General features: G+C 61.5%; 19 protein-coding genes and 2 pseudogenes. 12 read left to right on the forward strand and 9 right to left on the reverse strand.

Annotated elements, in window-relative coordinates; genetic code table 11:
• Together GOQ25_RS19415 and GOQ25_RS14405 are read right to left on the reverse strand one after the other, a co-directional pair.
• A pseudogene (locus tag GOQ25_RS19415) lies at window positions 1-1394 on the reverse strand (autotransporter outer membrane beta-barrel domain-containing protein); the annotation flags it as partial.
• The gene (locus GOQ25_RS14405) at window positions 1391-4249 is read right to left on the reverse strand and encodes a hypothetical protein (RefSeq protein ID WP_202109486.1); all 2859 of its coding nucleotides are present in this window, start codon (window positions 4247-4249) and stop codon (window positions 1391-1393) included. The pseudogene GOQ25_RS19415 and the gene GOQ25_RS14405, both read right to left, overlap by 4 nt.
• Before the next feature lie 311 nt (window positions 4250-4560).
• On the opposite strand from GOQ25_RS14405, the gene GOQ25_RS14410 reads away from it, so the two are divergent.
• Window positions 4561-5340: an IclR family transcriptional regulator gene (locus GOQ25_RS14410; protein ID WP_160351177.1), complete on the forward strand. Its 780-nt coding sequence runs from the start codon at window positions 4561-4563 to the stop codon at window positions 5338-5340.
• Here GOQ25_RS14410 and GOQ25_RS14415 read toward each other — a convergent pair.
• Together GOQ25_RS14415 and GOQ25_RS14420 are read right to left on the reverse strand one after the other, a co-directional pair.
• A complete protein-coding gene (locus tag GOQ25_RS14415; protein WP_160351178.1) occupies window positions 5321-6040 on the reverse strand; it encodes an enoyl-CoA hydratase/isomerase family protein in 720 nt (239 codons plus the stop codon). The genes GOQ25_RS14410 and GOQ25_RS14415 overlap by 20 nt on opposite strands.
• Window positions 6041-6053: 13 nt before the next feature.
• Entirely contained in the window at window positions 6054-7208 is a 1155-nt protein-coding gene (locus tag GOQ25_RS14420; protein WP_160351179.1) for a CaiB/BaiF CoA-transferase family protein, read from the reverse strand.
• 351 nt (window positions 7209-7559) lie between these two features.
• Here GOQ25_RS14420 and GOQ25_RS14425 point away from each other — a divergent pair, with 351 nt between their 5' ends.
• The 8 genes from GOQ25_RS14425 to GOQ25_RS14460 all read left to right on the forward strand — a co-directional run bounded on the left by GOQ25_RS14425 (window position 7560) and on the right by GOQ25_RS14460 (window position 14850).
• A complete protein-coding gene (locus GOQ25_RS14425) occupies window positions 7560-8555 on the forward strand; it encodes a tripartite tricarboxylate transporter substrate binding protein (RefSeq protein ID WP_160351180.1) in 996 nt (331 codons plus the stop codon).
• The gene (locus tag GOQ25_RS14430; protein ID WP_160351181.1) at window positions 8552-9007 is read left to right on the forward strand and encodes a tripartite tricarboxylate transporter TctB family protein; all 456 of its coding nucleotides are present in this window, start codon (window positions 8552-8554) and stop codon (window positions 9005-9007) included. Before GOQ25_RS14425 ends, GOQ25_RS14430 begins: the two co-directional genes overlap by 4 nt.
• A gap of 9 nt (window positions 9008-9016) precedes the next feature.
• Window positions 9017-10519, forward strand: a complete 1503-nt coding sequence (locus tag GOQ25_RS14435) for a tripartite tricarboxylate transporter permease (protein ID WP_160351182.1) — start codon at window positions 9017-9019, stop codon at window positions 10517-10519.
• Entirely contained in the window at window positions 10516-11886 is a 1371-nt protein-coding gene (locus GOQ25_RS14440; RefSeq protein ID WP_160351183.1) for an MmgE/PrpD family protein, read from the forward strand. Before GOQ25_RS14435 ends, GOQ25_RS14440 begins: the two co-directional genes overlap by 4 nt.
• Before the next feature lie 33 nt (window positions 11887-11919).
• On the forward strand, window positions 11920-13272 hold the full coding sequence (gene purB / locus GOQ25_RS14445; RefSeq protein ID WP_160351184.1) for an adenylosuccinate lyase: 1353 nt from the start codon (window positions 11920-11922) through the stop codon (window positions 13270-13272).
• A gap of 9 nt (window positions 13273-13281) precedes the next feature.
• Complete coding sequence (locus GOQ25_RS14450; RefSeq protein ID WP_160351185.1) at window positions 13282-13866, forward strand: cysteine dioxygenase; 585 nt, start codon at window positions 13282-13284, stop codon at window positions 13864-13866.
• A 23-nt stretch (window positions 13867-13889) separates the two neighbouring features.
• Entirely contained in the window at window positions 13890-14222 is a 333-nt protein-coding gene (locus tag GOQ25_RS14455) for a carboxymuconolactone decarboxylase family protein (protein WP_160351186.1), read from the forward strand.
• Window positions 14223-14415: 193 nt separating this feature from the next.
• A complete protein-coding gene (locus GOQ25_RS14460; RefSeq protein WP_160351187.1) occupies window positions 14416-14850 on the forward strand; it encodes a carboxypeptidase-like regulatory domain-containing protein in 435 nt (144 codons plus the stop codon).
• 36 nt (window positions 14851-14886) lie between these two features.
• Here GOQ25_RS14460 and GOQ25_RS14465 read toward each other — a convergent pair whose 3' ends face one another.
• The gene (locus GOQ25_RS14465) at window positions 14887-16554 is read right to left on the reverse strand and encodes an isovaleryl-CoA dehydrogenase (protein ID WP_160351188.1); all 1668 of its coding nucleotides are present in this window, start codon (window positions 16552-16554) and stop codon (window positions 14887-14889) included.
• A 91-nt stretch (window positions 16555-16645) separates the two neighbouring features.
• Between GOQ25_RS14465 and GOQ25_RS14470 the strand changes: the two are divergent.
• Window positions 16646-16899: pseudogene (locus GOQ25_RS14470) on the forward strand (SDR family oxidoreductase); the annotation flags it as partial.
• Between the two features lie 15 nt (window positions 16900-16914).
• Here GOQ25_RS14470 and metC read toward each other — a convergent pair.
• From metC to GOQ25_RS14490, 4 genes are all read right to left on the reverse strand, one after another.
• Window positions 16915-18093 (reverse strand): cystathionine beta-lyase, encoded by a 1179-nt coding sequence (gene metC, locus GOQ25_RS14475; protein WP_160351189.1) that lies wholly within the window; start codon window positions 18091-18093, stop codon window positions 16915-16917.
• Between the two features lie 79 nt (window positions 18094-18172).
• Window positions 18173-19186: a Bug family tripartite tricarboxylate transporter substrate binding protein gene (locus GOQ25_RS14480; protein WP_370519958.1), complete on the reverse strand. Its 1014-nt coding sequence runs from the start codon at window positions 19184-19186 to the stop codon at window positions 18173-18175.
• A 60-nt stretch (window positions 19187-19246) separates the two neighbouring features.
• On the reverse strand, window positions 19247-20818 hold the full coding sequence (locus GOQ25_RS14485; protein ID WP_160351190.1) for a rhodanese-like domain-containing protein: 1572 nt from the start codon (window positions 20816-20818) through the stop codon (window positions 19247-19249).
• 90 nt (window positions 20819-20908) lie between these two features.
• Window positions 20909-21445 (reverse strand): hypothetical protein, encoded by a 537-nt coding sequence (locus tag GOQ25_RS14490; RefSeq protein ID WP_370519964.1) that lies wholly within the window; start codon window positions 21443-21445, stop codon window positions 20909-20911.
• Window positions 21446-21594: 149 nt separating this feature from the next.
• On the opposite strand from GOQ25_RS14490, the gene GOQ25_RS14495 reads away from it, so the two are divergent.
• Window positions 21595-22452: a LysR substrate-binding domain-containing protein gene (locus GOQ25_RS14495; RefSeq protein WP_160351192.1), complete on the forward strand. Its 858-nt coding sequence runs from the start codon at window positions 21595-21597 to the stop codon at window positions 22450-22452.
• Between the two features lie 161 nt (window positions 22453-22613).
• The gene (gene hmpA / locus GOQ25_RS14500) at window positions 22614-23831 is read left to right on the forward strand and encodes an NO-inducible flavohemoprotein (protein WP_160351193.1); all 1218 of its coding nucleotides are present in this window, start codon (window positions 22614-22616) and stop codon (window positions 23829-23831) included.
• Window positions 23832-23839 lie beyond the last annotated feature (8 nt).

A 23839-nucleotide genomic window follows, 5' to 3' on the forward strand; every position in this document is an offset into this window, starting at 1 on the left:
CCGATGGACTGCATCGCGATCGCCGGGGAATCGTCCCCCGAGGTGTTGACCGTCAGCCAGCCGGCCGTGTCGCCGTTCAGCATCTGGATCGTGCCACCGTCGCCGGCGATGCCACCCGTACCACCGAACGACGCCCCCACCGTAATCGTGCCGTGCGCCTGATCCGAGCCGTCGGCCCCCTGACCACCCCCGCCGCCAATCGACTGCAGCAACACGCCATAGGCGCTGTAGCCACTGGTGGAGATCTTGTTGTTGTGATCGCCGTCGAAGTGATAGTTGATCGTGCCACCGTTGGCTGCCGTGCCGCCGCTGCCGCCGACACCGATGATGGCATTCGCTTTGACCTTGCTGCCGGTCGCGCTCGACGATCCGCCAGTGCCACCGCCCCCGCCAATCGACTGCGCCACCAGGCCGTCGGCCCAGTCGCCACGGGTCGCGATTTTACCTGCGAACGTCACGTCGACATTGCCGCCATGCCCGCCGCTTCCCCCCTTGCCGCCGATGTCGACCCCGAAAGCGTAGGTCGAACCACTATCGTCCAGGCGCTCTTTGTTGTCGCTGTGGGTGCCGATGCGATCGAGAATCGGGTTCGACGACGCATCCGCGCCAATCGAGCCGCCCAGGCCGCCCCCGCCGCCAATGGATTGCAGCAGCACGCCGTCGGCGTCGCCGCCTTCGGTGCCGATGGCCCCTTGCAGGTTAGCCGTGATGTTTCCCCCTACCGCGCCCGTCGCACCCGTGGCGCCCAGACCCAGTTGCAGCCGCGCGGAGGGCCGCTCCTCGCCGCCGCCCGCCGAGACATTCATGGTGCCGCCTTGCGAAGCGCCGCCGCCACCGCCAATGGATTGCGCCACGATGCCTCGCGAGCCCGAACCCAGCGTGCGGATCGTGAAATTAGGGTTCAGCGTCACGTTGACCGCACCGCCCACGCCGCCAGCTCCGCCCGTGCCACCAAGCCCTACCGTCAGCTTCAAGGTCGAGGGTCCGCCATGCGCGTAAGCGTTGCTGCTGCCCACGCCGCCATTGCCGCCTCCGCCACCGATGGACTGAGCAAGCACACCATTCGCATAATCGCCGTAAGTGGTGATGCTGGAGTTCGCGGGTGTGCTACTGGCGGGCGGCAGGCTCAGCAAGGGGGCTGCCGGCGCGTATGCACCGTTGCTGTCGCCCAAACTGACGTTCACCGTTCCTCCGTCGCCGCCGCTTCCGCCCTGCCCGCCGAGCGTCAGGCCAGCCTGCAGGGATACGGTCGTCTCATCACCCAGCATGGTGGAGAGCGCGGACGAATCGCCGCCGTTGCCTCCACCCCCGCCAATCGATTGCGCCACCACGGCGTGCGAACCATCGCCCAAGGTACCAATCGAGGTCCCCTGCGACAGCGCGACTTGCGTCACGCAACTGGTATCCCCGGCCGGGCAGGCATCGCCACCTGCGCCCCCGAGCCCCCCACCGTCGCCGAAAACGAGAACGCCACGGAGACACCTTCCCCCGTAGGCACCGCTGCCACGAATTCATTGGCCAGCGAACTGCCGCCGCTGCCACCGCCGCCGCCGATGCTCTGCGCCAGCACCCCGAACGCGTCGTTGGGCGCGTAAGTTTCAGGGTCGATATCCGGACTCGCGAAATCCATCCCCGTCGCGATCTGCGAGTTCGTAAGATTGACGATAGCCGAGTCGCCATGGCCACCGTCGCCGCCCGCGCCGCCGACGACCACCGCCGCGGTGAACCCCAGATCCTGGGTGTAGTAATTGGCCGAGCCGCCGTTACCACCGCCGCCACCGATAGATTGGACGATGACGCCGCTGGAGTGCGCACCGCCCGTCCCGACCTGCAGCCCGTTATAGGTAAGTTCCGACGCGCCTCCCACACCGCCTGCACCGGCGCTGCCGCCCAGTTGCAGCGCGACAAACGACTCCAGGCTTTCGCTCTTGGTGCTGCCGCCGTTGCCGCCACCACCCCCGACGCTTTGCGCCACGATACCGGGCGCATAAGCGCCGTGCGTCACGATATTCGCAGTGCCTTGGGACTGCCCATTCGCGCAGGCGTTCTGGTTGGTGATGCACACTGAGCCACCATTCCCACCGCTGTTGCCGCTACCGCCGATTGCGAGCGACGCCCCGGCCGATAGCGTAAACGTGTCGCCGCCATTGCCGCCGCCACCGCCCACAGATTGCGCCAGCACGGCCGGACTGAAATCCCCATACGTCTGAATGTTCCCCAGCTCATACAACAGCGACACAGCGCCGCCGCTGCCCGCGCTCGCGCCCGCGCCGCCGACGCCGACCACCCCCACGCTATCGCCGCCGCTGCCACCGCCACCACCGATGGATTGGGCCAACATCCCTACCGCGGCATTGCCTCGGGTCGTGATGGCCCCCGCATTGGAAACCGTGACCGTGCTGCCATCAGACGGCGTTTCGCCGGCGGAATTACCGCCCACGCTCAGCAAGCCGGTGGCGCTGCCGGAAGCCCCGCCACCGCCCCCGATCGATTGCGCCACGATGCCGTGCGAGCCATAGCCCGACGTATTGATCTGTCCGGAACTCGTAATCGAAACGGTATTGGCGGTCCCGCCGCCCGCGCCATCGCCACCGAGCGCCACGGCCGTTGAAGTGTCGGCACCGCCGGCGCCGCCGCTGCCCGCGATGGACTGAGCCAGCACGCCATAAGCATGATCGCCGCCGGTGGAAATACTGGAGCCCTGCAGGATCATGGACACCGTGCCAGCGTTACCGCCATTACCGCCGTTACCGCCCTGCCCCCCGAGTACCGCGACGAAGTCACTGCCCGTACCGCCGCCCCCACCCAGCGATTGCGCCAGCACGCCCGTGGCGTATTGGCCGGAGGTACTGATCGAGACCCCCGGCTCTGTCACGATCTGGACGTTCCCGCCATTACCGCCAAAACCGCCGCCTCCGCCGGTGCCTGCCAGCGCCGTGCCATCACCGCCGTCACCGCCCTGGCCCCCCAGGCTTTGCGCCACGACCCCCAGTATGTTGTCGCCGCGCGTGGTGACAGAGCCGGAATACATGTTGACCGTCACGGGTCCACCCGCGCCGCCATTGCCTCCCGAATGATCCTTGGACGGTCCTGTGCCGCCCTTGCCACCGGCGGCCCGGGCAATGACCCCCGCTCCCTGGACCATGGCATCGCCATTGTTGGCCGCCACATCGACGAGGATGGACCCGTAGGTATCGACCGTGACTTGTTGAGTCCAAGCCGCCGAATTGCCGCCGCCCGCGCCGCCATTGTCGCTGTTATCGGTGGAGGTGGTGCCATCCCCGGCTACGCTTTCGGCCTTGATGCCAAAGACTTTTGCATCATCCCAGGTCTGCCAATAGCTGGCCATGTCACCGTGATGCTGCACGAGCACCGTACCGCCCGTGCCCGCGTCGCCATTGTTGTCACCGCCTTGCCCGCCAATTGATCCCGCGTAGATCGCTCCGCCAACCGCGTTGGTGTACAACCGCGCCGCGCTGCTACCGAGATTGATCGTGCCAGAGTCAACCACGGTGACCGTGCTCGCATTGCCGCCCGCGCCGCCGATTTGATCGCCGTAATTCAGCACAGGGTTGTTCTGGTCGCCGCCCATACCGCCGATGGCGGCCGCATAGATACCGTACAAACCGGCATCAGAAGGCACCGCCGTGCTGTTCATGGTCAGGACGCCAGTGCTGTTGTTCGTGACCGTCACCGATTGCCCCAGACCGCCGTGACCGCCATTGGAGTCGTTATTACCGTTATCCGGGTCGCCCGCGCCGCCCACGGAACGGGCCTGGATCAAGCTGTTGAAGGTGTTGCTGGTGGACCCGTTGTAGGTGATCCGGGCATCGTTCGTGATGGTGACAGTGCCCCCATCACCCCCCGATGCCTCGTCATGGCCTTGACCGCCCACGGCAAAGCCAGTCACCACGCCAGGCGTGCCGAAAAATCCGGGTGCGTTCTGGCCCGCGCTGACGATGGTCGAATCGGCCGACAGGTCCAGTGACTGAGTGATGGTTACCGCCGGACTGGCGCCGCCCGGCTTACTATCCTTCGTTCCCGCGTCGCCAGCACATTCTGTATAGAGATAATTGCCATTCGGCGGGTTATCCCCGGCATTGGACAGACATTCTCCGGCTTGCGTCGCACTTGAAAACGTGCCGCCATAGGCGCCTAGCGCGGAAAGGATGGCCAGATACAGGGCGTTTTGGCGCTTCAGAACGGAATGGCGTACAGACACGGACTGTTTTTTTCGGGTTGTTTTCATGAGAGTCCAGAAGCCTGGACAGACGTACTTCAACCGTTCGAACCAGGCGTGCAATGGCAAATGGCTGTCCGATTATGCGTATCTAGTATGCAATGACACAACATTTTTCGGCCGTTGCTAGTGATATCCCTGACAGAAATGTGCGCAGGTTTGGTCATATTTCGATACATAAATAAGCGTGCCGAATTGCCTCCCAAAGGCGGAAAACTCAGATAATCCATACAGGCAATCAAAATTTGATATTTGAGTCCCAATTCTTGATCTCCTGCGGGTCAGCGCGCATACTGTAGCGTAATGACTGAGGACATGAAATGGACAAAACGTTGCTGAAGGGGCTGAACGTGTTGGAAGTGATGAGCCACTTCGATAACGGAACCTACACCCTTGACCAAATTGCTGCCGAGGTTGGCCTGACGCGTAGCAATACGCACCGCACGCTGCAAACCCTGGCCCACGCCGGCTATGTCCGCCGCGATCCCGCTACCGGCTGCTATCAATGCACGATGAAGATGTTCGAACTGGGTTCGCGGCAACTGGCGACCATGGACGTCAGACGCGTGGCATTGCCGTATATGCGCATGCTGGCGCGCACGACCCACGAAACCGTGCACCTGTCCGTACTGGATGGCCTCGATGTGGTTTACATCGACAAGATAGATAGCGCGCAGCCCTTGCTGGCGTACTCCACCATCGGTGGCCGCGCGCCGGCTTATGCCGTAGCGACCGGTAAAGCGCTGCTGGCGTTTCAAGAGCCCGACTATCTGGACCACTACATGGACGCCATCACTCCGCATACCGACGCAACGCTGGTGTCGCTGCCTTTGCTCAAGCAAGAGCTGGCGGACGTCGCGCGCATTGGCTATGCGATCAATCGTGGAGAATGGCGAGGCGGAATTGGCGGTGTGGCGGCGCCGATTTTCAACGGCATGGACCGTGCTGTCGCCGCGCTGGGCATTTCCGGGCCGTTGGAGCGCTTGAATAAAAGAGCGATGTCCGAACACGCGGCGCCGTTGAAGCGCGCCGCGATGGAAATTTCCGCGCAGATGGGGTATCGCGGCGACTATTTCGGGGTTACGCCAAATAAGCCTTGATTCGGGATTTCAGACCGGGGCGGGTCGCTGAGCGCACCAGGGCCGCGAGGTCCGAGTCCGCCTCGCCCTGGGGATACAGCATTGCGTAGAGAGTCTGGCGGGTGTCACTGTCTAGCAGCGTGGCGGTTTTTTCGGCTTGGTCCAATAGCGCGGGCCACTGCGCGCTATCTTGGACGGACTGAACGAAGCCCATGTTCAAGGCAGGCTCCGCCCCAAAAGTTTCCGCGTTATTGAGCACGCGCTGAGCCTGTGTGGCGCCTATGAGATGACGTAGACGTCTCGTTCCCAACACCAGACCAAACAGCAACCCCGGCATGCGAAAGGTCGCATCCGGGGCGCATGCACGCAGCTTGCACGCCGCAAACAGGTCTACGCCCGCGCCGAAATTGCGCCCGTGCGCCAGACCGATAGTGAGTGCGCGACTGCAGGCAATCCGCTGAAGCATCTCTTCGATGCGGATGAATCGCAGCGCCAGGTCTGCCTCGCTACATGTTTCATATTCGGTAAAGTCGAATCCCGCACTGAAATTCTTGCCCTCGCCGACAAACACCCATAACGGTATGGCGGCGGCCTCGGCGGCTTGCAGCTCGGTGATGAGCGCCTCGACCATCCCGGCCGATAACGCATTGCGTTTCTCGGGTCGATTGAGGCGAAAAGTCCAGCGCGTCGCGGTCTTTTCGACCAAAAGCGTTTTAGCCATGTGATGCTCCGGGTCAGACGGACCGCTGTAATTCGGCGAGGACTTCTTCGTTATGTTCCCCTAACGCAGGCGGCCTGCGCAGAATGGGCGCGGTACGCGAATCGAAGCGTACGGGCGACACAAAGGTCTGCGTACGAGCGCCGTTGGGCAGCTCCAGTTCGCGCACCCATTGCATATGTTCGACCTGCGGGTCGCGCAAGACTTCGGAGTAACGGTTCACCGGCGCGCAGGGCACACCCGCTTCCCGGAATCTTTCCAACCAGGTCTGACTGTCCTCGGTGACAAACACCGCTTCCAAAATCTCGCGCAATGCAGTCTGGTTGGTGGCGCGATCCGTGGTTCGCAAGAAATCCGGATGCTCGATCAAGTCCTCGCGTCCCACGACCCGGCATACGGATCTCCATAGGGAGTCGTTGCCGGCGGCCATGCCAAAGTAACCGCCCTTGCAATGGAAAACCTGGTATGGCGCGTTTCGCGGATGCGCGGATCCCAGCTTTTCCGGATCGATACCGGTGCCGAAATATTGCGAGGTCTGCAAGGCTGCGATGCCCAAAGTGGCGCCCAGCATAGACACATCGATGTGCGTGCCCTGCCCGGTAGCGGTCGCCTGACGTAGCGCGGCTGCGACCGAGAATGCACCATAAAGTCCCGCCGCGAAATCGCATATCGGCACACCGCTCTTTACGGGCGCCCCACCCGGCTCGCCCGTCACACTCATCAAGCCGCTCATCGCTTGCAGCGTCAGATCGAATCCGCCTTCGTGACTGCGCGGCCCATTCTGCCCATAGGCAGAGATAGAACAATAAATCAGACGCGGATTCTTCACCCGCATGGTTTCGTAGTCCAGTTCCAATCGACGCATAACACCTGGTCGATTGTTTTCGATCAGCACATCGGCGTCGGCGATCAGGTCCTGGGCGATCTGACGATCGGACGGGTTTTTCAAATCCAGCGTGACCGAGCGCTTGTTGCGGTTCAAAGAAGCAAAATTTTCGCTGTAGCCGTCTGTGATGGGTGCCCAGCTGCGCAGGGTATCGCCCGTGCCGGGTTGCTCGATCTTTATGACATCGGCTCCCATGTCGGCAAGCAACATCCCGCAGAAAGGGCCTGCTGCCACATTGCATATTTCGATGACGCGAATTCCATTTAGCGTCGATTCCTGAATCATGGTTGCTCCCGTAAAGCCCAGGGTACGGCTGTGGTGATGGGTCTGTCCGAATGCCGCAAGTCGTGCTGGCGACACCCTAAAAGTCGGCTCAGCATAAACACTATCCTAATAAATTTCAATTTCTGGTTTGTATATCCTATATATTGGGACTGTTAAATACCTGTGGCCGTTCTAAATTTTGCCCGACGGTCAAGGCTAAGTCTCCTATAAAAATCCCTTTATTTCCTAGTGTAATCCCTATATTCCCCTGGCAAGAGGGATTTCGCCTTGACACGGTGAACGGCGTCTCCGTATTATTTTCTCAATAAACATGGGATATACATCCTAACTATTAGGAAATAGGAGACGGTAATGAAAAAATTCTGGCCACATGCCCTGCCGGCGGCCGCCTGCACCGCGCTTTGGATATTGAGCCCGGCGGCCAACACTCACGCCGCTGAGGCGGCCGCCTCCTTTCCCACCAAGCCGATCACGATCGTGGTGCATACGGGGCCGGGATCATCCACCGATATCTTTGCGCGCGAACTGGCGATGGCCGCCGAACCGGTCTTCGGCAAACCCGTGGTGGTGGTCAACCGGCCAGGCGGCAGCGGCGCCACGCAGATGGCGTTACTCAAAGAGGCCAAGCCGGACGGCTACACGGTGGGCGTGAACACCGCCTCGCATCTGACGGCCATGCGCACCAATTTGAAGGACGTGTACAAATGGCAGGACTTCTCTTGGATCACTCTGAACCAGCTGGATCCCTACATCACGGTAGTGGCCGCCGACAGCCCATATAAGACGCTTTCAGACCTCGTCGAAGCGGGCAAAAAGCCCGGCACAACTCTCAAAGTCGGGGGATTTGGCACAGTAGGCGCAGCGCACAATATTGCGTTCAATATGCTCGCCGAAAAGGCCGACATGCCCATGACCTGGGTCAGCTATACCGGCGGGCCGCAGGCCATGACGGCACTGCTGGGCAAACATATCGACGTCGTCAACACCAATCCGGGGCCTGCTTTGCAGTTCGCAGAGGCTGGGCGCGTCAGGGTGTTGGGGATTCTCGATGATCAGCGCGCCAGCTCCTTGCCCGATACCCCGACCTATAAAGAAGCCGGTTACGACGTGAACACGTCGTGGAAACAGATCCGGGGCATTTTCGGGCCCAAAGACATTCCGATGGATATCCAGGAAAAGCTCGCTGCCGGTTTCTTCAAGGCCATGGAAGCGCCCTCCTTCCAAAAATATATGGAGACCTCGGCGCAGATCGCCGGCGATAAAAAAACCGTCGAGTACGCGGCATTTGTCGATGAGATGGATCAGGTTGGCTACAAGTGGCTGCAGCAGCTCGGAGTGACACAATGATCGGCCAGTCTTGCGTTCTGCATATCAGCGAACGTCAGCTCAACCGCTTCGTGGCGTTAATCAGTGCGATGGCATTTGCGTACATCGCGTGGGTGGCGCGGTCGTTTCCGCCTCCATTCAACGAGGCCGACGTAGGGCCCGCTCAACTGCCCACCATGGCCGCCGTGCTAGGCATGCTGGCCTGCTGCTGGTTGTACTGGACGGCGCGACAGCTCCGTGGTCAGACCGAGATTGGGCGGCCATTACGCGTTCTGAGCGGCGTGATAGCCATTGGCGCTTACGTAATGCTGATGCCGGTATTCGGCTTCTATCCCACCTCGTTTGTCGCAGTAGCGATATTGATGGCCGCGAGCGGCGAACATCGAGCGTGGGTGCTGTTGACGACCGCAGTGTCGGTCTGTTTGTTCGTCTACGTCTGCTTCGATCTGATCTTGGACGTCCAGTTCCCCTAGGAGGCGCTTGTGATTGCTGAATTTCTGGCGGGCGTTCAGCTCGTGCTTGAACCGCAAGTTCTGATAGCGCTTATAGGCGGGACGGTGATCGGCTATATCATTGGCGCCATGCCGGGGCTCGGGCCCAGTCTGGGCGTGGCGCTACTGGTGCCGTTCACGTACGGGGTGGACCCGGTGGTAGCGATGGTCGCGTTGGTCAGTCTCTATATGGCGGCCGAATATGGCGGCGCCATTACCGCGATACTGCTGAACACCCCGGGAACCGCTGCGGCCGTCGCTACCGCCTGGGACGGTTATCCAATGGCGAAACGCGGCGAGGCAGGATTTGCCTTGCATGTCTCCATCGTTAGCTCGGGAATCGCCGCGTTTTTCGGCGGCATACTGTTGATACTCACCGCCGTCCCGTTGTCGGAATTCGCGCTGCAGTTCGGCCCCACCGAGTACTTCGCGCTCGCGTTGTTCGGTTTGAGTCTGGTCAGCAGCCTGAGCGGTCGATCCATTGGTCGTGGCATGCTGGCGCTGGCATTGGGTGTGGCCATCGCGTGCATCGGGATGGATCCGGAAAACGGCACGCCGCGTTTTGCCTTCACCCCGGACCTGTTCGAAGGCATTCCGTTGGTGCCAGCGTTGCTGGGGCTTTATGCGATTTCGGAAGCCCTGGTGCTCTTGGAAGGCAGCACGGCACTGGCCGTCAAGACCAAAGTCGGCAAGGTGCTCGGCATCTCGATGTCCCGCTATCGCGGCATGTGGCGCAGCATCCTGCGCAGTACGGCGATCGGGTATATCGTGGGCGTCATCCCGGGTGCCGGTGCCTCGATCGCGAGCCTCATCGCCTACAACGAAGCCAAGCGCACCTCCAAATCGCCCGAGACATTCGGACAAGGCAATCCCGAGGGCGTCGCGAGCTCGGAGGCGGCCAACAACTCGGCGGTCGCGGGGTCGCTCGCGCCATTGCTCGCGCTGGGTATCCCCGGATCGGCGACCGCCGCGGTGCTGGTGGGGGCCCTGATGATCCAAGGGATACAGCCCGGGCCATTGCTGTTCGTGCGCAACCCCGAGACTCCCTATTCGATCTTCGCTTCACTGCTGATCGGCGTACCGATCATGGTATTGGTTGGCCTGCTCGGGGCAAAGCTGTGGGCGCAAGTGGTCAGAGTGCCCAACAGCATCTTGATTCCGGTCATCGTCAGCATTTCGTTAGTCGGGGCATACGCCTCTGACAACGCAATGTTTCCCGTCTACATCACGTTGATCTTTGGTCTGCTCGGCTATGTGCTTAGAAAGGCCGATATCCCGCTGGCTCCCATCGTGCTCGCGCTGGTACTGGTGCCCATGGCGGAAACCAACTATCGCCAGGCACTGGTCATTGGCAACGGCGATTACCTGTTCTTTTTCACGCACCCGATCGCCGTCGTGCTGCTGACGTGCGCCCTGTTGTCGTTCGTACTGCCCCTGTTGCGCATGAGAAAAACAGCGCGCCTGCGCACGGCGCAACCGGGAGTCGCGTCGTGAGCACGACGATCAAGCACGACACACTGACCGGCTGGCTCGCGCAGCGGGCGCTGCAGGCAACCGCGGACAGTTTGCCCGACGACACGCTCGTCTGGGCGCAACATAGCCTGATGGACTGGCTGTCGCTCGTCGCCGCGGGATGGCGGGCGCCGGATGTGCAGCGCCTGCTGACATGCGCGACACGCGGCGCAACCGTCGAAACCGCAACTTCGTTCGGCAACGGTCAACGCTGCGGCATGGAAGCTGCCGTCCTGGTCAACGGGACGGCCGGTCACATCCTGGACTTCGACGATGCCCATCTCAAGTCCCGTGTACACCCCGCCGTACCGCTATGGCCGGCGATCATGGCTTATGCCGAGCGGGAGGCCCTGTCCGGCCGTCAAGCGCTGGCCGCGTTCGTCGCCGGGGTCGAGGTCCAATCTCGTCTCGCAAGGGTCATGGGCGAAAGTCATTACCGGCAAGGCTGGCACAACACAGCGACACTGGGCGCTTTCGGCGCCGCGGCAGCAATCAGCAGGCTCAAAGCTCTCGACCATGATGGGATCTGCCGCGCATTCGGCATCGTGGCATCCCTGGCTTCAGGCATGCATAAAGCGTTCGGCTCGGCGGTAAAACCCTTTCAAGTCGCGCGCGCCAGCGCCAACGGCTTGTTGGCTGCCGAACTTGCCGAAACCGGCTTTAACGCCCCGCTCGACGTGCTCGATGGCGAGACGGGTTATGCCCGCGTGCATGCCGCTGAGCTCCATTCGCGGGCGATTGATCTCGAACCCGACCACTGGGCTATCCGCGACATCGTCTTTAAATACCACGCTTCCTGCTACGGCACCCAAGCACCCGTGGAAGCGGCCCTACGTTTCGGCACGCTGCACCGCCGGGACATCGCCGACATCGTCGTCGCTATCGAGCCGCAGTACATGTCCGTGTGCAACATCGCCGATCCCAAAAGCGACACCCAGGCAAAGTTCAGCATCAAACACATGGTCGCGTTGGCCTTAGCGGGATATGACACCGCCGATAGCCGTTCGTACTCGAAAGAGACCCTCGATAACCCCGAGTTGAAAGCATGGCGCGAGCGCATCCAGGTGCAGGCAGACGCCGAGATGAAACGAGCCTGCGCGCGTGTCGATATGCGCTGGAAATCAGGCGAACGCCGCTCGGAAACGGTCGATGCGAGCCAGCCTGAACGCGACCTGGGCGTTCAATCCGCTCGCCTGACGGCGAAGTCACGCGCCTTGCTCACCGAGGCAGGGCTGCACTCCCACCGCATCACTGAACTGCAACAGCACATGCACGATATCGCCCACGCCCCTTCGTTAACACAATGGGCAAAGGATTATGGCGCTTGCCTGGCAAAGGCGCTGCGCTGAGTTGAATACCAAATATCACGACAGGAGTAGAGGATGGCAACTTACGTAATAGACAGCGCGTTGTTTCGCGACCAGTTCGGCACGGAGCCGATGCGCGCTATCTTCAGCGACGAAGCAACCGTGCAGCGATGGCTGGACGTGGAGGCCGCGCTCGCCAGGGTGCAGGGGAACATGGGCGTCATCCCGGCCGCGGCAGCCGAGGAGATCCAACGCAAATGCAAAGTCGAGAACCTCGATCTTGCGCAACTAAAAGCCGAGATGGATCGCACGGCGCACCCGATCGTGCCCCTGCTGCGCGCCATGAAAAAGGTCTGCAGCGGCGAGGCGGGGGAATACATTCATTGGGGTGCCACCACGCAGGACATCATGGACACGGGCACCATCCTGCAGGTGCGCGACGGCCTCGATCAGATCGAGACGGCATATCGCGAGCTTTACGATAACGTCTGCACGCTCGCTCGCAAGTACCGCGATCAGGTAATGGTGGGTCGCAGCCACGGCCAGCATGCCTTGCCGATTACCTTCGGCTTTAAGGCCGCGGGATGGGCGGAGGAACTGCGCCGCAATTTCACGCGGCTGCGCCAGATGCGCGAACGCGTATTAGTGGGCCAGTTCTCTGGCGCGGTCGGCACGCTCGCTGCCTTGGGCAATGACGGCATTGAGGTGCAAAACCGATTGTTCGATGAGCTGGGTCTGGCATGCCCGAATATCACGTGGCACACCTCGCGCGACAACATCGCTGAATTGATCAGTGTGCTGGCCATCGCGTGCGGCACCGCTGGAAAGATCGCGCACGAGATATTCAGCCTGCAAAAAACCGAGACCGCGGAGCTGGAAGAGCCCTTCATGCCCGGCAAAGTTGGCAGCAGCACCATGCCCCACAAGCGCAACCCACCTGTGTGCGAAGGCGTCATCGCCGTCAACCGCCTGGTGCGCGCCACCGTCCCGCTGGCCATAGAAGGCATTGTCGCCGATCACGAGCGCGACAAGGTCGTATTACAGGCCGAGCGCGAATACATCGGGCGCATCTTCAACATGGTCCACGTCGCGCTCAAGAAAATGGCGTTCGTCACCGCCGGTCTGAGCGTTCGCGTCGAGAACATGGAGAAAAACCTCTACATTCAAAAAGGCCTGCTGATGTCCGAAGCCGTGATGATGGCGATGAGCGACCGTTTTGGCCGCCAGGAAGCGCACGAGGTCATCTATCAGATCTGCATGGACGTGTTCGAAAAAGGCGGATCCCTCAAGGAAGCGCTGATGCAGAACGATACGGTCTCCGCCAATCTCACCGAGGCGGAAATCGACCGCATGCTGGAGCCTTACGCCTATACCGGTCAGGCCGGCGTGTTTGTCGACCGCGTGCTCGCGGTACCCCTGGCGGGTTAAGGAGCCCACATGGCCGAACAGAAAGTGTTGAATGCGGTCACGGCGCTGTGCCGTCTGACCGCGCGCGGCGACCTCGCCGAGCCCGACATCCTGCAGGATGCAGGCCGCATCATGGCCGACCTCGTCACGACGGATGACTGGCTGCCCGACGCCATGGCGCAACCGCATCCGGAATACTACCGGCAGTATCTGCTTTATGGCGATCCCTTGGATCGGTTCTCCCTGGTGAGCTTCGTCTGGGGCCCAGGACAGCGCACGCCGGTCCATGACCACACAGTGTGGGGCGTAATCGCCATGCTGCGCGGCGCGGAAGTCGAACAGTCCTTCAGTATGGAGGACGACAGACTCCAGGCCATCGGGGAAGAAAAGACACTGCGCCCTGGCGAAGTGGCCTTTGTGTCGCCATCCATTGGGGATATACATCGTGTCAGCAACTATCACGACGACAAAGTCTCCATCAGCATCCATCTGTATGGCGGCAACATCGGTCGCATCAATCGCCACGTATTCGATCCCGAAACCGGCCGGCGCAAGCCGTTTGTATCCGGATACTCAAACGTTCTGGTCCCCAATCTGTGGGCGCCAGGCGTATAACCCCTGACTAAGGAGACATCACGATGAACAACTGGCCTGAAACCCTGACAAATCTGCGTCAAGCCGGAAGCAAGCTCGCGCAAGAAAACCCGACAGTGGCCGCGGCATACCGAGGCTTGAACGAAGCCGTCAATGGCGGCTCTGTCCTGGATGCGAAAACGCGTGAGTTGATTGCGCTGGCGGTCGCTGTCACCACACGATGCGACGGCTGCATTTCTTCCCATGCCGCAGCGGCGCGCAAAGCAGGCGTAACAGAAGCCGAACTTGCTGAAGCGCTCGGCACGGCCATTGCATTGAATGCTGGCGCGGCTTATGTGTATTCGACCCGCGCCTTGGAAGCATTCGGGCAGTTCTGATGCGGGGCAAGTTGTAACAGAGCGAGCAAACAGCGTCGGGCATGCACCAGCATTTCGACACGGGCAGAAACACCGGTTGCAACCTGTGCCGTGTGGAACCTCGGGCGGAACCTATCATCTAAGCATTATGCCCCGGGGGGCCGGGGCACGCGATCCCGGCCGCGCCTGGCGCCGGGAATGTTGGAGTATGCCCATGAACACGAGCCATAAACCCTCGCGTCTGGCCGGCGCCCTCGCTGCCGGCTGTCTGGCTTTTGCTACCTTGTCGGCCGTCGCTCAGAACTTGCCGGCCTTACCGCCTGTGCAGCAACAAGGCCAGGTTGAATTTCTGACTGGCGGCTTCGGTGCCGATGAATCGAACGCCATCAAGGCCGCCAGCAGCCAATATCCTCTGGCGCTGACCTTCTCGTCGACGCAAGGCGGAGCGTATGTCGCTAATGTGAAGGTGAGGATTACCGATGCGCGTGGCAACACCGTACTCGACACCACGGGTGGACCTTACGTACTGGTGAAGCTGCCCGCCGGTCGCTATAAGGTCTCGGCCACGTTCAACGGTAAAGAGCAGACGCGCCAGATTTCGGTGCCGCGCAGCGGCACGGCGCGGGCGGGTTTTACCTGGAATACCTGATGCCCTCGGCCGACCGGAACGGTGACACGGCAACTGTCATCCGGCCGGCCAGGCGCGAGCCAGGACGAACTCGACATTCACGCCGACCGGGAGCTCGCCCGCGATACCGGTCGGGAGCCCCAACCGACTCGTCACGAACGCATGCGCCACGGGTGCCGGGGCGTGGCGGATCAGCAGGGCTGCTTGCCATAGCCTCGCTAAGCCCGCAGCCCAGCCGCGCGCAAGCCCGGTATCGGCCGACTGACTTTGCAGCTGGGTGTTCATCTGTTTTTGCCACGCAGCCCATGCGTGATCGTAGTCGCGAAACGCCCCTCGCGCGCCGTCGAGCTCGTCGTGCAGCGCAGCGAGGCAGGCGGTGTCGCGCTGTAATGCGCGCGACACATCCAGCGCCATCATGTTGCCGGACCCCTCCCAGATGGAATTCACGGGGGCCTCGCGGTATAGGCGAGGCAGCGGACCGGTCTCGACGTAGCCATTACCGCCCCACACCTCCATACACTCCGCGATCGCAGCGATCGCACGTTTACAGACCCAAAGTTTTGCGGCTGGCGTCCCCACGCGTAACAGCGCGAGAGATGCCGGATTATCTCGTTCATCAACCGCGCGAGCCAGACGCAGGGCCAGTACCGTAGCAGCTTCGCTTTCCAGTGCCAGATCCGCCAACAGATTGCGCATGAGCGGCTGATCCGCCAAAGGCAGGCCAAATGCCCGCCGATGCGCAGCATGATGCGCGGCCTGCACCACCGCCTGACGCAGCAGCGCGGCGCTACCGAGCACGCAATCCAAGCGCGTCATCGCCGCCATTCGCAGCAGCAACGACAATCCGCGGCCTGGCTCTCCCATCAGCATCCCCCACGCCTGTTCGAATTCGACTTCCCCGCTGGCATTGCTGCGATTACCTAGCTTGTCTTTCAAACGGCGAATGCGCACGGCGTTGCGTCCGCCGTCAGGGATCCAGCGCGGGACGAAGAAGCATCCCGGTCCATCCTCGGTATTGGCGAGCACCAGATGCGCATCGGCCTGCGGCACCGAGAAAAACCATTTATGCCCGGTGAGTCGATAGACTGCCCCCCTTTTCCCTTCACTCACCGGATCGGCACGCGTTGTAATGGCGCGCAAGTCAGAGCCGCCTTGCTTTTCCGTGAGCCCCATTCCTATCAGCGCGCTGGTTTTGCCGGGCAATGGCGTATCGGAAGCATCGTAGTCTGGGGACGCCAGCGCTGGCAGCCAGTCCCTAGCGAAATCAATGGCGCCCGCCGGTTCTTGCTGTAATAGCGGCACCGCCGCGTGGGTCATCGTGGTCGGGCACAAGGTACCGGCCTCGACCTGACCTTGCATCAGATAAGCCGCCGCACGTGCCACCTGTGCGCCGGGCGCCGGATGGATCCATGCCTTGCTTTGCAGCCCGCGCGCCACGATGCCCGCCATCAGGGCATGCCAGGCTGGATCGAACTCGATCTGATCCATACGATGTCCGCAGGCATCGTAGCCCTTCCAGAGTGGCGGGAAGCGATTGGCGCGCTCACCTAGGGCGAGGGTCGTCGCCCGCCCCAACCATGTCCCATGTTCTCGCAAGACCGCCTCAAAACCGCTCGCCCCTTCCCGTTGCACAGCCTCGCGCAATACCGTATCAGTGTCGTAGAGGGAATAATCTTCGAGCGGAGGTACCTGATTGACGACCTCGTGGGTCTGGAACGGTGACATATGGCCTCCTCCCGTATAGGGATACGGTGGTTTATCACCATAAGCATCGTTTAAATTGCGAGGCAACACAACGTACGGAGGTTTTCCTGGTCGCGCCGGTCTGGCCAGCTTTACGAAAATCTTTGCCGACACTTATGCGGCCAAGAACGTTCGGATGAACAACGTGCTGCCCGGCTGGATCGACAGTCTGCCCGAGCGTGAGGAGCGGCGCACCAACGTTCCCATGGGTCGATATGGCAAGGCCGAGGAAATCGCCGCCACCATCGCGTTTCTGGTGTCAGGGGGTGCGGGCTATACACCGGCCAGAATATCCGTGTCGATGGCGGCCTGATGCGCAGCGTGTAATAACGCGGGAGCGGGCTACATGCCGGCTCGCTCGAGCGCGCGCGCCAAATCGTCGATCAGATCGTTCGGATCCTCGAGTCCGATATGCAGGCGGACTACCGGCCCGCGCTGACTCCAGTCCGTCACACTACGCGCCTGGGTCATATGGGCCTGGGTCACCAGACTTTCATGGCCGCCCCAGGATGCGCCGATACCAAACAGTTCCAGGCTGTCGATGAAACGGTCGACGGTGGCCTGCGACGTGCCCGGAGTCAGTTCGAAGGAAATCAATCCATTCGTCCCCTGACAATCGCGTTGCCACAAATCGTGGCCGGGGTGCGAGGTCAAAGCCGGACAGAACAGGGTTGTCACCCCGCGTTGACTGGCAAGCCATTGCGCGACCTTCAACGCCTGCCGCTCATGCATGGCCAGTCGCGGTATCAGTGTTCGGATACCGCGCAATACCAGCCACGCATCGTCCGGGCTGACCGTCATGCCGAACGCATCGCAACGCTGCGCCAACGGCTCCCAGGCGTCTCGGGTCGTGGCCACCGTACCCATCATGACGTCGGAGTGTCCCGATAGATACTTGGTGGCGGCCATCACGGAAATATCCGCGCCCAGCGCTAAAGGCCTGTACTGACATCCCGACCCCCAAGTATTGTCCGCCGCCACCCACGCGCCCCTGGCATGGGCGATCTCGGCCAGCGCGGGCAGATCGCACATCTCGTAGACCAGCGATCCTGGGCTTTCCACATAAAGCAACTGCGTATTAGGCCGCCATTTGGCCTCGACATCGCTACCGTCGGCTGCGAAAAATGAGAACGCGATGCCATAGGGTTCGAGAAACTGATGCGCCAGTTGGCGCACCGGCTGATAGGCGCTATCGGAAATCAGCACGTGATCACCCGGGCGCAGATAACTGAGCAAGGTCATCGCAATCGCTGCCAGCCCGGTGGGAAGCAGGCGCGTGCGGTACGCGCCTTCGAGTTCACTCACGGCGTCTTCCAGCGCAAAGGCAGTGGGCGTGCCGCGCGCGCCATACGTGAAGAGCCGGTCGTGACCGCGTCGCTCGCGCATCTCGCGTTGTTGCGCCGTGTTCTGAAAGACCACGGTGCTAGCTCGCACGATGGATGGATTGACGGCGGATCCGCCCTCATAGCGCGGCGCCTTGCCGGCCGCGACTAAGCGGGTCTGTAACCCTTTATTTGACATGTTTGTTCATCCTGCCGCGGTATGGGCGTCGTGTCACGGCACGGCGGTTTGCTTGCAGCAACACGACGCCGACTTTGCCTCAATCCACCTTTGCACCTGCGAGTTGTACAACATGTGCCCAACGTTCAATGTCTTCACGCACCTGTCTATTGAAGTCTTCCGGCGAACTGGCCACGACCTCGCTGCCGCCTTCGACGATCAGCCGGCTGACTTCGGGCGAACGCAGTGTGCGGGTGATGGCTTCGTGCAAGTAGGCCACGCGTTCCGGTGGCGTCCCGGCCGGCACAAAGAATCCATACCAGTCTTCAAAGCGCGCGCCTTTCAAACCCAGTTCTTCCAGCGTGGGCACCTGCTTGAAAACGCCGATGCGCCGCGGGCTGGTTACGGCCAATGCGCGCAATTGCCCGCTTTGGATCAGACCTGCGGCGGACGAGGTGGACGTCACCAACGCGTCGACCTGTTTACCCAGCAGATCGTTGATGGCCGGCCCCGCGCCCCGGTAAGGGATATGGGTCAGCGGAACGTCATGCTCCTTGGCCAATACCACGCCCACCAAATGCGACAGCGTACCGTTACCCGGGCTGGCGTAGGTGAGGCGGCCCGGATTCGCTTTCGCTTGCGCCACCAGATCCTTGAAATCCTTGATAGGCGAGTTCGCGGGCACCACGATCGCCAGCGGTGCCGCGTTGACCTGCGTAATCGGCTTGAAGTCTTTCAGCGGATCGAAGCCCGCATCGCTATAGAGGGCAGGATTCACGGCCATTAGCGACACCTGGCCGGTCAACACGGTATAGCCATCTGGCCTGGCCGTCGCCACCGCCTTGGCGCCGATGTTGCCGCCCGCGCCGCCGCGGTTCTCCACAACGGCCGGTTGACCCGTCGCCTCCATCAAGCGCGAAGTCACCCAACGCGTTGTGGCATCGTTACCGCCGCCGGGGGGAAACGGCGAGACAAACCGGATAGGCTCGGTTGGGTAACCGTCGCGCGCGGGCAAGGGCTGGACAGACTGCGCATGGGACAACGTCGCGATTGCGGTGCAGGCGGTCGCCGCACCCAGCATGATCAACCGAGTGAACCGAGATCCAAACATCATCATTCTCCTGTTTATCGTGGACTTTTATGATTCCGCGTCGAGCAGATCGCTTATGGCTGGTCAGCTATACGTAGCGGGCAGAGAAAAATTGCCGCGCTCCGAGGCGTCGAGTTGCGCCACCAGCCCGGTTTCCCATGCGAGGTATTGGCGGGCGGCCTCCTTGTTGCCGTCATGCCGGTCGTGCACGAAGAACAGGTAATCGATGCATTCTTCGTCACTGGGGCGGTCGGGCGTTGATACGACGGCATGGCCGGCGGCCTGCCAGGCCGCCATCCCGCCCTCGAGTACCAGCACCGCGCGATCAAGTTCGGTGGCCGCCAGCTGCGCTACTGCCAGCTCGTCGGCGACCAACACAATTTCTCGGTTTTCATGGCGCAAATCGCTTGCTAGACGGGGCCGGATCGACCAGCGGGCGCCGGGGATATGGGCTTTGCGGTACTGCATGCCCGCACGGATATCGACCACGGCAACGTCGTCCTGCTCCATCCGTCTTTTCAACTGAGCAACCGTGATAGGCGCTAGCGTAGGCAGCTCAGATTCCACCTGCGCCTGCAAGGCCAGGCCGCTGGACAGACCATCGATCAGCACGTTGGCATCGTGCCCCATCTGACGTAGCCAGCTGGCGACCACCGGCGCACGCACGCCATCGTTGTCGAATATCACCAGGCGCGCCCCGCGCACGCCCACGTATTGATCAATGGCTTGAATCAGCTGACCACCGGGCGTGTGTTGCGCGCCGGGCAGCGAGCCTGCCTGAAATTCCTCAGGCGTGCGCACATCACAGAGAAACAGGGAGCGAGTGGCGTCGCCTTCCCAATTCCGCACGGTCTGAGCGGTGACGTAAGGCACATCGAAGCGTTCAGCCAAGGCCCGAGCTTGCGCAAGCAAGGCCGTGCTGCCCGTCTCATCGCCATAACGTTCGCTACGGCCGTGCTGCAGAGGCAGATCGGCCAAATACCACCCTTGCGTACCATTTTCCAACGCGTACACCGGATTCGGTATGCCCAAATTAATCAGGGTCTGGGCCCCGATGATCGACCGCGTCCGGCCTGCGCAGTTGATGACAATGGGCGTCGTGTCATCGGGCACAAGATCCTTGATGCGATAGGCCAGCTCGCCATTCGGACAGCAGACTGCGCCTGGAATATTCATCTTGCGAAACTCGGCCGTTGGTCGTCCATCGAAGACCGCCAGCGGCTCACCGGCCGCTTGCTTGCGCGCGAGTTCCTGCGCGGAAATGCGCGGCGTATGGTAAGCATGCTCGACCAGTTCACCAAACGTTTTGGACGGCAGATTCACGCCCGCAAACAGCTTGTAGCCAGCCTGGGCCCAAGCCCGCGTCCCGCCTTCCAGAATCATGACATTGACATAGCCGAGCGCCTCCAGACGCAGCGCGGCGCGCGTGGCCACGCTATCAGATTGTGCATCGCCGCTGTCATACACCACCACACGGATCGACTTGCGCGGCACGAGACGATGGATCTCCAACTCCAGCCGGCTGTACGGCAATGGCGTGGCATAAAACAGGTGGGCTTCGCCGAACTGGCCATGCTCGCGTACATCAAGCAGGGCGATCTCGCCGCCGTCATGCAGCGCGGACTTTAATTCAACCGCGGTAATCGTTTTGGACATGGAATACTTAAGAAAAATAGGCGAAAAGAGTCCCCCGCGCGCCGCCTGGGCGCGCGTCTATAACGCAACTCAAATGGGGGCTAGCGGTGGCTAGCGGCGCGTCTGCACGCCGATATCCATCTGCTTGCAGGTGCCGGCTGCGAGGTCATAGCTCGTGCGTTCCGTCAGCGTTTCAAGCGCGCGACCGTACATGTGCAAATGCCGGATCACCTGTTCGCCATGAATCTCTACGGAATGGATGTCATCTGGCATCAGTGCGATCCCACGGCCCGGCTCGACCACCACAAGCTGGGTCTCGCGCAGCTTGCCCACACCGGGGACAGAGCCATCGTCTATTCGTTCATAGACCCGGTTGTGCTCGGTGCCCTCGACCGCCGCGATACAGGCCCATGTCGTGTGGTTGTGCGGGACGATGCGTTTGCCGGGACGCATCACGTTCAAATACAGCGCATAGGTCTGGTCGGGGTCTTCCGAGATCAGATAACGGTTCTGATATTCGCCCGGCTCTGGCGCCGGGAAATCCCCATCGTTCCAGAATTCGCGGTTTGCCGCCAAGCCCAGCAGTTGCTCCAACACGACGGCCAGGCTGTCCCGCGTCGCGGGGCCGGAGCCGATTGCAGTTTTCATGGCGGATATCGCCGCGGTGACCGCCTCTTGGCGTTGCGCAGTCTTCGTAGTCAAGACAAGCTCCTCTTCATCAATGAGGCTAACTTTAGCCTTCCGACCGGCTGACAACAATGCAACGCTAGGAATAAATATATAAATATAATTTAAGTATGGAGACTCTCGAACTCGATCTGCTGCGCACGTTTTCCACCATCGTCAGCAAAGGTAGCTTCGCTGCGGCGGCGGTGCAGATGGGCCGGTCGCAAGCGGCTATCACACAGCAGGTCCAACGCCTCGAGGACCGCGTCGGCTATCCTCTCTTTGAGAAACAGGGTCGACAGAAACGACTGACGGAACACGGTCAACGATTGCTCGGTTACGCGCAGCAGTTGCTGGCGATCCATGACGAAGCATGGCGCAGTCTGCAGCAACATGCGCTGCAAGGTCTGATTCGTATCGGTGCCCCGCACGACACGGCCGATACGATGTTGCCGCCGGTCCTGCAGGAAATTACCCTTGGCTTTCCCGGCGTGCAGTTCGAGCTGCATATCGGTCGCAGCCCATTCTTGATGGAATCGCTTAAAGCGGGGGAAATGGATATCGTCATCTCTAACCGCGACGATCCGTCGTTCGAAAGCTTCGTGCTGCGATCCAGTCCCACCGTATGGCTGTGTGGCGCCAACTACGGACATGACCCGGCCAAGCCCATCCCGCTGGTGATGGCCGATGGCCCAAGCATATTCCGCCGTATCGCATGCGATGCGCTCGACGCCGCCGGCATCGAGTGGCTACCGCGGCACACCTCGACCAGCCTGGCCGGCATCCGCTCCGCATTGCGTGCCGGACTCGGTGTGACGGCCCGGGGCGTGGAGCAGCTGGATCCGGGGCTACGAGTATTAGGAGCCGGTGACGGCATGCCCGCACTGCCGGATCTGGTGTATCGGCTTTATGTCCGCAGCCACGTGGTCAACCCGGTGATACGTCAGATTTTCCAACGTCTCAGAACGCGGATGACGTTCGCCCGGTAATCCTCCGTTCGCCGCTTAATAGGCCCCTTTAAAGTCCGCCGCGGGTCGGTTCCGCACGTGCCCCATCCGGTCACAGCGTGGCACCGGCCAGACAAGTCCGCTTTAAAGATGTATATTCAATACATCTTTAAAGTTTTTTAAGCGACACAGGAGCTGTCCGCATGTTGAGCCCGGAAATTCGCGCGCTGGTGAAATCTACCGCGCCTGTTCTTCACACCCACGGCAAGGCACTGACCACCCACTTCTATGCCCGTATGTTCCGTCACAACCCGGAACTCAAGCAGATATTCAACCAAGGTCACCAGCAAGGCGGACAGCAGCAGCAAGCCTTGGCCACGGCCGTGGCGGCCTACGCGGAACATATCGACGATCCTTCGGTACTGGCGCCGGTGGTCACGCGCATCGTGCACAAACACGTCAGTCTGGGCATCCGCGCCGAGCACTACGCGATCGTCGGCAAGCATCTACTCGCATCGATACGCGAAGTGTTGGGGGAAGCCGCGACTGATGAACTCATCGACGCCTGGGCCGCCGCCTACGGACAATTGGCCAACTTGCTGATCGCCGAAGAATCCCGCCTGTATGCCGAATCGGCCACCAAAGAAGGCGGCTGGACCGGCTGGCGCGCATTCCGCATCGACCGCAAAGTCCCGGAAAGCACGGAAATCACCTCGTTCTACCTGGTGCCCGCCGACGGCGGGACGGTGCCCGACTATCGGCCGGGCCAATACATATCCCTGCGCGTCTACGTCCCCGAGTTAGGCTTGATGCAACCGCGTCAGTACAGTCTGTCCGACGCACCGGGCCAGGGTCATCTGCGCATCTCGGTCAAGCGCGAGGACGGTGTCAACGGCGCGCCCGCCGGCAGCGTATCGAACGTGCTGCATCAGCGCATGAACGCAGGCGATGTCGTCGACCTCGCGCCGCCGCAGGGCGATTTCATACTCGATGATCAGCGCGACGCACCCGTGGTGTTACTCAGCGGCGGCGTGGGCCTGACGCCCATGGTGTCGATGTTGAATTATCTGGTGGCGCGTGACGATGGTCGCCAGATCCGTTTTGTACATGCATGCCGCGACAGCTCGGTGCATGCGATGAAGCAGCACGTCAACGCCGTGGCGCAGTCGCGCCCCAACGTGCGCAAGTTCGTCTACTACGAAGCCATCGGCGCCCAGGACCAACCCGGCATCGACTACGACTATGCTGGCCGCATTGACCTGCATGCGATCCGTGAAGCTGCGGTGCTGCCCGATGCCGATTACTACCTGTGCGGGCCGCTGCCCTTTATGCGCGAACAGCGCCGTGCGTTGGTGGAACTAGGCGTGCCCCTACACCGCATTCATGCGGAGGCGTTCGGCACCGGAGGGCCGGGCGAGTAGCGGTATAG

It is taken from the genome of Bordetella sp. 15P40C-2 (assembly GCF_009763235.1).
In the GTDB taxonomy this organism is placed as follows: domain Bacteria; phylum Pseudomonadota; class Gammaproteobacteria; order Burkholderiales; family Burkholderiaceae_B; genus Bordetella_A.

Excerpts from the sequence above, each read along its gene's own strand:
- GOQ25_RS14405 (WP_202109486.1), bottom strand. The coding sequence starts at position 4,249 with ATGAAAACAACCCGAAAAAAACAGTCCGTGTCTGTACGCCATTCCGTT.
- GOQ25_RS14410 (WP_160351177.1), top strand. The coding sequence starts at position 4,561 with ATGGACAAAACGTTGCTGAAGGGGCTGAACGTGTTGGAAGTGATGAGC.
- GOQ25_RS14415 (WP_160351178.1), bottom strand. The coding sequence starts at position 6,040 with ATGGCTAAAACGCTTTTGGTCGAAAAGACCGCGACGCGCTGGACTTTT.
- GOQ25_RS14420 (WP_160351179.1), bottom strand. The coding sequence starts at position 7,208 with ATGATTCAGGAATCGACGCTAAATGGAATTCGCGTCATCGAAATATGC.
- GOQ25_RS14425 (WP_160351180.1), top strand. The coding sequence starts at position 7,560 with ATGAAAAAATTCTGGCCACATGCCCTGCCGGCGGCCGCCTGCACCGCG.
- GOQ25_RS14430 (WP_160351181.1), top strand. The coding sequence starts at position 8,552 with ATGATCGGCCAGTCTTGCGTTCTGCATATCAGCGAACGTCAGCTCAAC.
- purB (WP_160351184.1), top strand. The coding sequence starts at position 11,920 with ATGGCAACTTACGTAATAGACAGCGCGTTGTTTCGCGACCAGTTCGGC.
- GOQ25_RS14450 (WP_160351185.1), top strand. The coding sequence starts at position 13,282 with ATGGCCGAACAGAAAGTGTTGAATGCGGTCACGGCGCTGTGCCGTCTG.
- GOQ25_RS14455 (WP_160351186.1), top strand. The coding sequence starts at position 13,890 with ATGAACAACTGGCCTGAAACCCTGACAAATCTGCGTCAAGCCGGAAGC.
- GOQ25_RS14460 (WP_160351187.1), top strand. The coding sequence starts at position 14,416 with ATGAACACGAGCCATAAACCCTCGCGTCTGGCCGGCGCCCTCGCTGCC.
- GOQ25_RS14465 (WP_160351188.1), bottom strand. The coding sequence starts at position 16,554 with ATGTCACCGTTCCAGACCCACGAGGTCGTCAATCAGGTACCTCCGCTC.
- metC (WP_160351189.1), bottom strand. The coding sequence starts at position 18,093 with ATGTCAAATAAAGGGTTACAGACCCGCTTAGTCGCGGCCGGCAAGGCG.
- GOQ25_RS14480 (WP_370519958.1), bottom strand. The coding sequence starts at position 19,186 with ATGATGTTTGGATCTCGGTTCACTCGGTTGATCATGCTGGGTGCGGCG.
- GOQ25_RS14485 (WP_160351190.1), bottom strand. The coding sequence starts at position 20,818 with ATGTCCAAAACGATTACCGCGGTTGAATTAAAGTCCGCGCTGCATGAC.
- GOQ25_RS14490 (WP_370519964.1), bottom strand. The coding sequence starts at position 21,445 with ATGAAAACTGCAATCGGCTCCGGCCCCGCGACGCGGGACAGCCTGGCC.
- GOQ25_RS14495 (WP_160351192.1), top strand. The coding sequence starts at position 21,595 with ATGGAGACTCTCGAACTCGATCTGCTGCGCACGTTTTCCACCATCGTC.
- hmpA (WP_160351193.1), top strand. The coding sequence starts at position 22,614 with ATGTTGAGCCCGGAAATTCGCGCGCTGGTGAAATCTACCGCGCCTGTT.